Source organism: Streptomyces sp. ICC1, assembly GCF_003287935.1.
Classification (GTDB): domain Bacteria; phylum Actinomycetota; class Actinomycetes; order Streptomycetales; family Streptomycetaceae; genus Streptomyces; species Streptomyces tritrimontium.
Genome location: NZ_CP030287.1, coordinates 9,000,418 through 9,012,086, shown reverse-complemented (window position 1 = coordinate 9,012,086; position 11,669 = coordinate 9,000,418). Strand labels below are relative to the sequence as shown.

Genomic DNA, 11,669 nt, shown 5'->3' with positions numbered 1-11,669 from the left:
GTGGCGTCTGTCCAGCTGTTTACGCCGTCTTCACCGGCGGTTTATCAGAGCGGCTAAGGCCGCTCTGGAATCAGCTTTCAGCTGCCCCTACTGCGCTACCATGCGATTTTCGCCTGGGAGCAAAGCTCATGCAGCGTTTAGCCAAACCGTCGGACTACGTCCGGCAAGACGTTCTCGGTCAATCGACCTATGTGCTTCCCTGGGAGCCGCGGTTGTGCCCGGGAAACCCTGCGGATGATCCCGAGCTGGGCGCTCAGCTCTACAACGAATTTGCCTGCAACGCCGCCCAGGGCGTTACACCGCGATCACCAGCCGAACAGCTGGCTGACATCATCGGTTGGGCCATAGCCACGCCAGGAGAGGCTGCCTGTGGTTTGGCGGCTGACCTCGCGGCGACCTACCAAGGCAAGCATCAGTTTCGACTGGAGGATCTGCAGCATTGGGACGAGGAAACCAAGCCGCATCGAGCGCACCTGATTTTTCACAATCAGGAATTACGTGCGTTATCGGCTAGGACCATCATGGCTCTGCGTTTTCGTGCCGAAACCGTTCAGATACCGGATTAGGGGTGTTGGCGTCAGACTGCTGCACGTCGGCTCCTAGTTGATCTTGAGCGAGACGCCAAGCCGCGTGGAACGTGCCCCCAGCGAGATCCCGGACGGACGGGCGGCGGCCCCGGCGGCGGGAGCGGCGGGAACTGCGGGAGCGGGAACGGGAGCGGCGGTGGGAGCGGCAGCGGCGGCCGGCTCGTTGCCCCAGGACACCCGGTGGTCGCGCGGCCCGCCGAAGCCCGACTGGTGGAGCGGGTCGGCCTGCCACGCCGCGGCCGCGGCCACGAGGTCGGCCCCCGGCTCCGCGTCGCGGGCGCGCTCCGCGCCGTGCCACGGCAGCGGATCGGGTTCTCGTTCCGGTTCCGGTTCGGGCTCGCGCAGCAACTGGCTCACGCCGGTCTCGTCGAGGAACACCGGACCCGTCTCGTCGGCCGCGACCGCGGGGCGGCTCGTACCGGGAACCCAGTTCAGGCCGTTCCAGAACCTGACGTACCCGGGGATGGACGGATCGGGGTAGTAGCCCTCGCGGGCCGCGTGCTCGCCGTCACCAGGGGAGGCCGTCAATGTCCCCAACTCCGATCGTGGCTTGAGGCTTGTGCAGGTGTGGACCATAGCCAAGAACCGCCCCCCGGCAGGTCCGGTAACGGGAGAATCCAAGCCTTCGGGCGAACGCCGCCCCGTACGCGCGATTCCGGTCACCCGACAGAATTCGGCCAATCGTCAGATTGCCCCGCGAAGTCGCGTCATACCCGGGCACTTCGGCGCTCTCTCCGGGCGTGGGGCCGGTTCGCGGTCCCGCGCACCGCCCGGGTACGCACCCCGCACCGAAGTGAGGCCGTCATGCACCACCCCGTCATCGAGCGCGAGCTGGAACTGAAGCTGGTCCTCTCCCCCGAGCGCAGCATCGCCGTCCCCGCCCGGCTGCTCTACCTCACCGACGAGCCGGAGCCGGGGGCGCGGAGTTCGGGCAGCGGGCTCAGAGTCCGAGGCCCGCGCCGAGTCCGAGGCCCGCGTACATCACTCCCGCGAGGGCCCCGCCGGCCATGAACGGGCCGAAGGGGATCGGGCTCGTCCGGTCGGCCCGGCGCAGGGCGATCAGGGCGAGGCCGTGCACGGCGCCCGCGACGAACGCGGTGAAGGTGCCGGCGAACAGTACGGGCCAGCCGTACCAGCCGAGCACCTGGCCCACGGCGAGCGCGAGCTTGACGTCGCCGAAGCCCATGCCGCGCGGGTTGATGAGGAAGAGGAGGAAGTAGCAGCCGCCCAGGACGAGTCCGCCGAGCAGCGCGCGGGTCCAGGATCCGCCGGCGCCGCCGAAGAGGGAGGCGGCGCCGAGGGCGGCGGCGGTCAGCGCGGCGAGGGGCAGGGTCAGTACGTCGGGCAGCCGGTGCACGGCCCGGTCGACGAGGCAGAGCAGGACGGTGAGCGGTGCGAGGAGCAGCCAGACCGCCAGCTCGGGCCGGGCCCCGACCCCGGCGCCGAGGGCCAGGCAGGCCAGCACGGTGGCGAGGACGGCGGGCCCGGCGGGCGCGAACACGGGGTCCGGCGCGGGGTCCGGCGCGGGGTCCGGCGCGGGGTCCGGTGCGGGTGTGGCTTCGGCCGGCGGCACGGTGCCGGGGCGGGTGGCCGTGCCGGGGGCGCTTGCGTCGGCGGTGCCGGGGCCGGAGCCGGTGCCGGCGGGGCCGGTGCCGTCGGTGGCGCCGGCAGAGCCGCTGCCGGCGGCTTCGGCCGCGCCGGGGGCGGGCGCGTCGGCGGGGCCGGGGGCCGCGGGGACGGTGGGGCTCTTCCTTACGAACATCTCCCGGAACCCGGTGCGGTGGGGAGGTCGTTGAACGGGACACCGGGTGCCGGCCCGGTGCCGCTGCCGGTGCCGCTGCCGCCGGTGACCGAGAGCCGGGCCAGAACCTCGGCGGTGGACGGGCGGCCGGCGGGGTCCTTGGCCAGGCACACGGTGACCAGGTCACGCAGACGGCCGAAGAGTCCGTCGAGCAGGGGAGGTTCGCCGGTGACCCGGTGGACGATGGCCGGCACGGTCGTCGCGTCGAAGGGACTGCGGCCGGTGGCGGCGAAGGCCAGGACCGAGCCGAGTGCGAACACGTCGCTGGCGGGCGAGACCCGGTCGGCGCGTATCTGCTCGGGCGACATGTAGGCATAGGTGCCGATGACCGTGCCGGTGCGGGTCATCGCCTCGGCTCCCGGGGCGTGCGCGACGCCGAAGTCGATGATGCGGGGGCCGTCTTCGGCGAGGATCACGTTCCCGGGCTTCAGGTCACGGTGGACCAGCCCGCACCGGTGGATCGCCGCGAGGCCCTCGGCCAGACCGGCACCGAGCCGCAGGACCGCGTCCGGGGCGAGCGGGCCGTTCTCGGCGACGACCTGCTGCAGGGTCGGGCCCGGTATGTACGCGGTGACCAGCCAGGGAGCCGCCGCCTCGGGGTCCGCGTCCACCACCTGGGCCGTGTGGAATCCGCCCACCTGACGCGCGGCGTCGACCTCACGGGCGAACCGGGCCCGGAACTGGGGAGCGTCGGCCAGCTCGGGGCGGATCACCTTCACCGCGACCTTGCGGCCGCCCGGTGAGGTCGCGAGATTTACCTGCCACATGCATGTCTCTTATGCACATCCGAACCTCCCCAAGAACGCCTCCGCGTCATTCGAGATGTGTACCGCCCTACCCTGGGTCCAGGGAGACACAACCGGGGGATTGCCGCCGGGCGTCCGGCCTGCTCCCATGGACGGCGGGGGTGAGGCCGATGGCTTCGCGGGGACTGAAGGTACTGCCGAGCGGCCGACCGGGCCGCGGCCGACTGTATGTGAACCTGCCGGACGGCCGGGCGGTGGCCTGGTACGACCGGCGGGCCAACCGGATCAGCGTGCTGGCGGACGAGCGCCGGGAGGAGATCCTGACGGTCCTGCGCCCGTACTTGACCGGGACCGTCTCGATCGGCCCGCCACCCGTCCCCACGGCCGCTGACATGCTGCGCCTCGCGCTCCCGCCGGACGAGGACCTGGCCCCGAACCGGCCGGGCGAGGCACTGCTCGGCGAGATCACCCACGGCTCCGCCGGCGCCCGCACCCGCCACCGGCTGCGCCAGGAGCTCGCCGCCCGGCAGCGGATGGGCGACGTACTGGACGCGCTGGCGGAGTCGGAGGAGTGGCGGGTCCTGCACTCCGTCGAGGGGATCGCGGACCACCTGGTGATCGGCCCGACGGGGGTCTTCTGCGTCCACACGGTCCAGGGCCGCCGACAGCGCGCGGTGGCCGGCGACCTCCTCCTCACGGTGGGCCGCACCGAGTCCCGCCCGGACCCGCGCACGTCGCGTCGCGCGGCGGCGTACGCGACACGGGCCCTGTCGGCCGCGGTGACCCCGGTCCTGGCGGTGGTGGACGCGACCCGCCTGGACGTGACCCCGTCCCTGCGCGACGTCCGCGTCCTCACCCCCGCGACGGCGGCGGCCTCCCTGACCCGGTCCTCCACCACCCTCAAACCCCCGGCCGTGGAAGCCCTGTTCACCGCGGCCCGCGACCGCCGAACCTGGCACTGACCAAGCCCTCCCGACCACACCCCCGGCCAACCCCCGAACCAAGCTCCTGCCGGAACACCGCTGTTCCTCGTGCAGCCCCACTACGCGTCGGGGGACCAATTCGGCATCGCCGCCGCCCTCATCGCCGAGGAGAACCTCTCGGTCGTCCTGACCTACGCGGAGGGAAACGAGAGGCACAAGGCAGCCGCCGAAGGCATGGCCGCCTTCTACCGCGCTTCAGGGATCGGGGACCATCGGATCGTCCTCACCGCGGCGGCCGTGCGGCTCAAGGAGATCACCGTCGGAACGGGCGAAGACCAGCGAACCCAGCTCGTCGAGACCACCGAGCGGCTCAAGGCAGTGAACGTGGAGACCGAAGCGGGTCCCCTCTCGATCAAGCTCAACAAGAGGAACCAGCTCGGTGTAGGAGACGCCACGAAGCGCGTCGGCCAGGATTTCAGCACCGATCTCCGCACAAAGCTCCGCGAGGGCTGGAACGTCGGTCCCGACGCGGAGCGGGACGCCGCCATCACCACCTGGCTGGACCGCAAGGGCGTCACCCTGCAGGACGGCGACAAGGTCGCCGTCCTGTGGTCGCGCTTCAGCGGCAAGAAGGGTGAAGTGCACATCGAGCACGACACCAGCTACCTCGGCATCGCCCAGATGATCGCGGGCCTCGGCGACATGAAAGCCGTCCTCATCGTCGGCGACTCCGGCCACACCCCGGCAGGCAAGGCCAAATACCAGGCGATAGCCGACTACTTCAACACCGGCGCCCTCCCCGGCACCGAGGGCGGCACCCGACCCGAAGGCTTCACCGCACAGGTCGCGGACCTCACCGAATTCTGGAAGGACCAGTCCGTCCACACCTGGAACGGGCACACCCGCACCGGCCAGTTCCAACTCTTCGACCACCTACTGAGCCTTTTCCAACCTCATGTTGAGGCGTGGTGGAGGACGAGGACGGCCTTCACGATGTCGGTGATCCGGTTGGTGCTGCAGCGGAGCTTCCGTAGGAGGCGCCAACCCTTCAGCACGGCCATGGCCTGCTCGCCGACGCAGCGGATCTTGGCGTGACTGCTGTTGTGCCGTCGCTTCCATCGCTTGAGCCGGCGGCCCCGGAAGGGGACTCGGATGTGCCGGCCGGCGCCTTGGTAGGCCTTGTCCGCCCAGCACTTCAGGCCCACGGCGGCGAGCGCGTCGACGATGCCATGGCTTCGTGCCGCGGTCAGGTCGTGAGTGGCTCCGGGCAGGGCTGGTGACGCCCAGAGCAGTCGGCCGAACGGGTCGGTGAGGACCTGGACGTTCATGCCGTGCCGCTTGTGTTTTCCCGAGTAGTAGGGGGTGTCGGCGGCGATCCGGTCGATCGGCAACAGCGTGCCGTCCAGGATCACGAACGCTTTCGTCCGGGCTGTCTCCATCGCCGTGGCCAGGGTCGGTGCGCGAGCGGCCAGGACTTCGATGGCCTCGCGTATGTACCGGTAGACGGTCGCGATGCCGATTCCGAACCCGGCGGCAAGCTGGGCGTAGGTGTCGCCGCACCGCAGGTGAGCCAGGGCGAGCAGGGCCTGACGGCCGACGGACAGTCGTCTCCACCGCGTACCGATCTCCCGTTGCCGAACTGCGAGCTGCTCGGTCAGGTGCCGCAGGGTACTGCTGGACAGATCGATCGACGACGGGTAGACAAGCACGCGAAGCTCCTGGCGGACACGGGTGATCTTGGTCGAGAACCCGTCTACCAGGAGCTTCGTCGTTCCGTACAGCCCACACCGACCAACACCACAGCCCCACCGTCAGGTTGAAAAGGGCTCACTGCAGACACCGCCCCAGGGCCCGATCCACGGGCTGACCCAGACCCCACCGCAGGCCCAGCCACAGAGCTCGGGCCAGAGCTCGGTCCAGGCCCAGAGCTCGGTCCAGGCCCTGCCCCAGCCGCAGCCGCCGCAGCCGCCGGCCCCCGCCCAGGCCCAGGCCCGCACCCGTGCCCAGACCCGCACCCGCAGCCAGGCCCGCGCCCGCCACCGTGATGTCCCGCAGCCGCCGGTCCAGGTACCCGGCCAACAGGCCCGGCATGTCCACGCCCTCCGGGTCCAGGACCCACTGGATCTGCAGCCCGTCCATCACCGCGAGGATCTCGCGGCCGACAGCCTCGCAGTCCGTCCCCGGCCGGACCTCGCCGCGCGCCGCCCCCGCCTCCAGCAGGCCGACGGTGTGACCCAGCACCCGGGCGTAGCGCTGCCGGAAGTGGTCGTGCGCGGGGTGGTCGGGGTTTCCGGACTCCCCGACCAGCGTGTTGTACATCCGTACGATGCCGGGCCGGCGGGCGTTGTCCGCCGCGAGGGCGACGACCGCGGCGAAGTGCTCGGCGACCGGGGGGAACCCCTCGCCCGGCGGGCTGAAGAGCCGGTCGACGTCGTGCTCCTCGCTCCGCGCCAGGACCGACAGCAGCAGGTCCTCCTTGCCCCGGAAGTGGTGCAGCAGGCCGCCCTGGGTGATCCCGCAGTCCTGTGCGATCCGGGCCAGCGAGGAGGCGTTGAAGCCCCATTGCGCGAAGTGCTCGACGGCGGTGTCGAGGATCATCCGGCGGCGGGCGTCGCCCACCGCGTAACCGCCCCGGGCGGCCCGGCCGCCCCGGCCCGCCGCGGTCTTACCGGGCGTGCGGCCCTGTTCCTGTGCCATGCCGACCACCCTAGAGGGTGCGGCAGAAGGGGCGAGCAGGCCCGTACGGCGGCTGCCGAGGACGCGGCGGCCCGGCTCGCGACCGGAGCCGTGGGCCCGGAGGACTCCGTACGCTGGCAGGCCGTTTCGGCGCGGCTGGACGTGCGGCCCGCGCCCGGGTTCCCCGTGGGGACGGCCGTACGGGACCTCCTGGAGGAGGTGCTGCTGCATCCGCACTGCCTGGGAGCGGGCGCCGGGCAGCGGATCGCCGTTGCCCCGGCCGGGGAGGCGGGTGCTTCCGGGAACGGGGACCCGGCGGGCGCGGAGGCCGTCGCCTTCGTCCTCGTCGGGGAGGACGGGGACCTGACCCCCGAGGCGGTCGGCAGGGCCGCGGGCGGCTCGCTGCCGCGCGCGCTGCGGGCCGGGGAGCGGCTGAGCTTCGGCGTCAGCGCCCCGGTGGGCGAGGCCGCGGACCTGCGCCACGCGCTCGCGGAGGCCCGCAACGCCCGGCGGGTCACGGCCGCTTCGGACCCGGTCGCCGCCTGCGGGCCCGAGGACCTGGCCGCGCACGTCATGTCGCTGCTGGCGCTGCTCCCGGCCGACGTCCGGCGCTCCTTCAGCCGCCGGCTGCTGTCCCCGCTCCACGACTACGACCGGCGCTACCGCTCCGACCTGGTGCCCACGCTGCGGTCCTTCCTGGAGCACGAGGGGTCCTGGGCCCGCTGCGGCGAGGCCCTGCACCTGCACGTGAACTCGCTGCGCTACCGGATCGGCCGCATCGAGGCGCTGACCGGCCGGAGCCTGACCCGGCTGGAGGACAAGATGGACTTCGCGGCGGCGCTGCGCATGGAAGGGGACGGCGGGGGCGGAGCGGGCGGAGGCGTCGGAACGGGCCCTGTCGCTTTTACACATCTGACGGTGCCGGCGGTCTAATGTGCGTAGATCTTGGTGGGCGCAGATAGATTGCCCCGCACCGCCGAGGAGACGTACCCGTGAGCGACCACCACGCCGAGCACCCCGCGTGGAGCGAGCCCGACGCGCAGCAGCCCCACGCGCCGGCCCAGGCGACGGCCCCCGCCGTGACCCCCGCCGACGCCGCCGACGCGGCCCGGCTGGTCGCGTTCGGGCTCCAGCCCAAGCTGCTGCCCGCCCGCGACGCCGAGTACGCCGAGCTGCTGCGCCGCTACCGCGAGGACTCCGCCTTCGGCCGGCTCGCCGACGCGGTGGCCACCGGCCTCGGCCTCGTCGTCCTCGAAGTCTCCCCCCGGGCGGGAATGGCCGTCGCCGCCGGCGAGGACTCCGTCTTCGCCGTCCGCATGGGCGACTACGCCCGCCGCGCCACCGCCGACTCCGCGGACCGCTTCCTGCACGGCCTCGCCCACCTGGCCGTCGCGGCCCTCGCCTTCCCCCGCCCCGAGGACCTCGCCGACGACGGCTACATCGGCCGGATCACCGTGAACGGCGTCGACGCCTTCGTCCGGCAGACCTGCCGCCGCCTGGAGGAGCGCGCCGAGGAGCTCGGCGAGAACACCGATCCGGCCTCCGACGCCCCCGGCCTGGAGGCCGCCTGGCGGGTCTACGCCCGCCGCAGCGCGACCGGTGCCACCAAGGACGCCCGCCGCCTGGCCGGTTCCACCACCGGCATCGTCGGCAAGGCCGCCGCCTTCCTCACCGACTCCGGCTTCCTCCAGCGCACCGGGGACGAGTCCGGCGGCACCTACCGCACCACCCCCCGCTACCAGCTCCAGGTCCGCGACATGGCGGGCAGCGCGGCCATGGCCGAACTGCTGGAGCTCGGCGTGGTCCCCGTCAGCGACGGCTCCGCGAGCCTCCTGCCGCCGCCCGAGGGCGACGACCTGGAGCTCGCGGCCGACGCCGGCCTCCCCTTCCACGCCTAGCCCCGGGTGGAACCGGTCGCTCGGGCTACGCGGCCGCGTACGGGCCCTCCGTGGCCTTGCGGGTCTGCAGCGCCGTCAGCTTGTGCACGAAGAGGATCGCGAGCACGGCGGCCGCGAGCGACAGCACGCCGTTCACGGCGGCGGCGTCGGCCGCGGCGGCGAGCCCGTCCGGATCGTTGGAGTTGGTGTAGAGCCGGCTGTAGACGCGGTCGGAGATCAACGTCGCGACCCACAGCAGCCACCAGGACGTGACGGGCGCGGTCGAGACGTGGCGGTAGCCCCCGTCCGGTCCGAGCTGGAGGCTGGCGTCCCAGATCTCCTTCGCCATGCGGTAGGGGATGAACAGGTTGCCGACGGGGATGAACCAACCGCCGATGGCCCAGCCGGAGGAGCGCGTGACCCTGTCCGGACCGAGGATCTCGGCGTTCCCGTGGACCCGGTGGAACCAGATGATGAACAGGACCGCCGTGGCGAGCAGCAGCGGCAACGAGACGGCGGCGACGACGGCCATCAAGCCGTCCGGCAGGGTGAGGCTGTCCTCGGCTCCCGCGTCCGGGTACGTACCGTCGCGCAGGACCGAGGCGACGTACAGGCCGGTTCCCGTCAGGAGCAGCGCGTACAGCCCGGAGACCGCGAGCAGCACGATCGTGGCCGTCGCAAGGCCCCGGGGCGAGCGCAGCACCTTGACGGGCTGCGGAGTGAAGCCCGGCGGGGGCTGGTGGCGAACCGCCTGGTGGGCGTACGCCGGGCCGCCCGCGGGAGGCGGCGTCTGCGGGGCGGGGCCGACGGGAGGCGGTGAGCCGGGCGCGCTGAAGGACATGAAGTGGTACCCCCCACGGGAACGCGTGACATGCGAAAGAGGCCCGCTGATGCGCGGGCAGGCTGAAGATATGCCAGACAGGGGTTCGGGGTACACGGCTTTTTGGCAGGTCAGAGGGGTTTCCGGGGGTCGGGGCGGTGTCAGCGGATGCGGGGGAGACCGCGACGGGGTGGGTGCGGTGGTGATGCCGGTGCACCGGGGCGGTGAAGGGTGCGCTGGCTGGTGGTGGTGGTGTGGAGGCGTCGGCTGACGTCAGTGGGCCCTTGCCGGCGGTGCGGCGGTATGGGCACCGAGAGCGCGGGGGACTGACGGTTCTGGGGTGCGGGGGCCACGTCCGAGGAAGGCCGTCACGGCCGTTGCTCCGCTGAGGGTGAGGCGGACCCGGTCGTGCGGGGGGCCTCCGCCGAAAGCCGGTGGCGCGGATCCGGGCTCGATTGCGATGAGCCCGGCGTGTTCTAGCGCGCGCAGGGTGTCGATGCGTACGGAGTTGCCGCGGCTGTGAACGAACTCGTGCCCCTCGCGTCGGCCGATCACGATGTGCCCTCGGGCCGTGGCGTGAAGCGCAGTTCGCTCGGCGGGAGTCAGCGCATCGTTCCTGGTAGTCGTCGCGGGCCGTCGGCGGTGAATCTCGGAAGCTACGGCGCTCGCTGACTCCAGGGCCATGGCTGGAGCCAGAGCCGTCAGTTCTCGTGCGAGCTGTATCTGGCGTGCGACTTCTTCGCTCCTGGTTGGCGGGTCCGAGGGCGAGGCCGGGGCGCCAAGTTGTGCCTTGGCCTCGGCAAGATGTCGGACCGCCTGTCCGGTGAGAACGGCCAGCTGCTTGATCCGGAGCGTGGCCTCGGTCAACGTCACACCCGCGTACATCGGCTGGTCGACGATGGCCTGTACGGCCTCCAGACATGCGCTCACCAGGACTTGCGCCGAGGTGTGACCCCAAGTGGCGCCGTAGGCCGGCTGGAGCCGGGCGAGCTGATCGTTGTGCTGGGTGAAGCTGTCGGCGAGCGCGAGCAGGCGTACCACGGGTGAAGGCCGGTCGTGGGTGGACGGAGGCCGGGCGGTCTGCGTGGATCGCGGGGGAGGTGTGGGTGCGGACGGCGCCGGAGGGGTGACCCGTAGTACCCGTAGATGCAGTGCGCAGGACGGTGCGGTGGTGGAGTTCCGAAGCCAGGGCTGGTGCAGGACGGCGACGGGACTGACGACCGGACCGGGTGGCCAGCAGTGATCAGGGGCCACCACGAGCAGAACCGCAGTTGACGCAGTAGCAGTACCTGTAGGTGCAGTACCCAGCAGTGAAGTCAGTGAGCAGCACCTTGGTGGAGACGTCGAGTGCAGGCGCGGCCACCAGGAAGTTCGGCAGTGGGGTTCCAAGCCAGAGCAGACGCACGACGGGCGACGGGGCTGGCTGCCGAAACGTGGCGCTGGGTCAGGCCACGAGCAGTACAAGCGGTTCGCAGTATCAGCAGTAAGCATCACCAGCAGTACACAGTCCCCCGCTTGGTAAGTAGTTGATCACTGAGGGAAGAACGGAGGAGCTTAGCGCCATCAGGATCGCCCGGGCCGGCAGGTTGAAGCCCGGGTACCGCAGGACATCGTTAGTGAGGTGGTCTCCGGTCAAGCAACCGCGATCCCCGCATCCCGATCACGCATGAGTCGGGTCTGCGGACACAGAAGGCCGGCGCAGTATCAGGGCCGGCAGATGGTGTAGTAGTTCCTTCGGGGCCCTGGTGCCATAGGCACCAGGGCCCCTCCACGCGTTCCACGAGAGAGGTTCAATGACAGCAGACGACTCGTTCGGCCGTCTCGACGACGACGACTACCCCGCCTACACCATGGGCCGGGCCGCCGCGATGCTCGGCACCACCCAAGGTTTCCTCCGCGCCCTGGGCGAGGCCCGCCTCATCACCCCGCTCCGCTCGGACGGCGGTCACCGCCGCTACTCCCGCTACCAGCTGCGCATCGCCGCACGCGCCCGCGAACTCGTCGACCAGGGAACCCCGATCGACTCCGCCTGCCGCATCATCATCCTCGAAGACCAACTCGAAGAAGCCCAACGCATCAACGCCGAATACCGCCGCGCCGGCGAATCCTCCGCCCGGACGCTGTAGTGTCGTGAGCCATCGCGTGGGTGGCATGCAGGGCGTGTCCGACCACAGTGCTAGACGTGCACACCAGTAGCGACTGGGCGGGGATGACGGTTAGGTAGCTTTTTATTTTCCAC

General features: G+C 71.5%; 12 protein-coding genes and 1 pseudogene. 6 read left to right on the top strand and 7 right to left on the bottom strand.

Going from position 1 to position 11,669, the window contains the following annotated elements:
- Positions 1-566 (top strand): hypothetical protein (locus tag DRB96_RS42405; protein ID WP_204357966.1); only part of this gene is annotated, 566 nt, incomplete at its 5' end.
- A 33-nt stretch (positions 567-599) separates the two neighbouring features.
- Here DRB96_RS42405 and DRB96_RS42400 read toward each other — a convergent pair.
- A complete protein-coding gene (locus tag DRB96_RS42400; protein ID WP_239517857.1) occupies positions 600-1,115 on the bottom strand; it encodes a DUF2510 domain-containing protein in 516 nt (171 codons plus the stop codon).
- Positions 1,116-1,391: 276 nt separating this feature from the next.
- Here DRB96_RS42400 and DRB96_RS45735 point away from each other — a divergent pair.
- Positions 1,392-1,496, top strand: a pseudogene (locus DRB96_RS45735) (SsgA family sporulation/cell division regulator); the annotation flags it as partial.
- A gap of 31 nt (positions 1,497-1,527) precedes the next feature.
- Here DRB96_RS45735 and DRB96_RS42390 read toward each other — a convergent pair.
- Together DRB96_RS42390 and DRB96_RS42385 are read right to left on the bottom strand one after the other, a co-directional pair.
- A complete protein-coding gene (locus DRB96_RS42390; protein WP_112453085.1) occupies positions 1,528-2,349 on the bottom strand; it encodes an A24 family peptidase in 822 nt (273 codons plus the stop codon).
- A complete protein-coding gene (locus tag DRB96_RS42385) occupies positions 2,340-3,155 on the bottom strand; it encodes a serine/threonine-protein kinase (protein ID WP_112453084.1) in 816 nt (271 codons plus the stop codon). Before DRB96_RS42385 ends, DRB96_RS42390 begins: the two co-directional genes overlap by 10 nt.
- Positions 3,156-3,364: 209 nt before the next feature.
- Between DRB96_RS42385 and DRB96_RS42380 the strand changes: the two genes are divergently transcribed.
- Entirely contained in the window at positions 3,365-4,096 is a 732-nt protein-coding gene (locus tag DRB96_RS42380) for a nuclease-related domain-containing protein (protein WP_239516516.1), read from the top strand.
- Positions 4,097-5,010: 914 nt separating this feature from the next.
- Here DRB96_RS42380 and DRB96_RS42370 read toward each other — a convergent pair.
- Positions 5,011-5,766, bottom strand: a complete 756-nt coding sequence (locus DRB96_RS42370; protein ID WP_112453081.1) for a transposase family protein — start codon at positions 5,764-5,766, stop codon at positions 5,011-5,013.
- Between the two features lie 118 nt (positions 5,767-5,884).
- Positions 5,885-6,754: a TetR/AcrR family transcriptional regulator gene (locus DRB96_RS42365; protein WP_112454505.1), complete on the bottom strand. Its 870-nt coding sequence runs from the start codon at positions 6,752-6,754 to the stop codon at positions 5,885-5,887.
- A 90-nt stretch (positions 6,755-6,844) separates the two neighbouring features.
- Between DRB96_RS42365 and DRB96_RS42360 the strand changes: the two genes are divergently transcribed.
- The gene (locus tag DRB96_RS42360; protein WP_239517856.1) at positions 6,845-7,666 is read left to right on the top strand and encodes a helix-turn-helix domain-containing protein; all 822 of its coding nucleotides are present in this window, start codon (positions 6,845-6,847) and stop codon (positions 7,664-7,666) included.
- Between the two features lie 59 nt (positions 7,667-7,725).
- Complete coding sequence (locus DRB96_RS42355; protein WP_112453080.1) at positions 7,726-8,631, top strand: hypothetical protein; 906 nt, start codon at positions 7,726-7,728, stop codon at positions 8,629-8,631.
- A 25-nt stretch (positions 8,632-8,656) separates the two neighbouring features.
- Here DRB96_RS42355 and DRB96_RS42350 read toward each other — a convergent pair whose 3' ends face one another.
- Both DRB96_RS42350 and DRB96_RS42345 read right to left on the bottom strand, forming a co-directional pair.
- Positions 8,657-9,451: a DUF4328 domain-containing protein gene (locus DRB96_RS42350; protein WP_112453079.1), complete on the bottom strand. Its 795-nt coding sequence runs from the start codon at positions 9,449-9,451 to the stop codon at positions 8,657-8,659.
- A 252-nt stretch (positions 9,452-9,703) separates the two neighbouring features.
- Positions 9,704-10,471, bottom strand: a complete 768-nt coding sequence (locus tag DRB96_RS42345; RefSeq protein ID WP_112453078.1) for a hypothetical protein — start codon at positions 10,469-10,471, stop codon at positions 9,704-9,706.
- Positions 10,472-11,223: 752 nt separating this feature from the next.
- Here DRB96_RS42345 and DRB96_RS42340 point away from each other — a divergent pair.
- Entirely contained in the window at positions 11,224-11,556 is a 333-nt protein-coding gene (locus tag DRB96_RS42340) for a MerR family transcriptional regulator (RefSeq protein ID WP_112453077.1), read from the top strand.
- Positions 11,557-11,669: the final 113 nt, after the last annotated feature.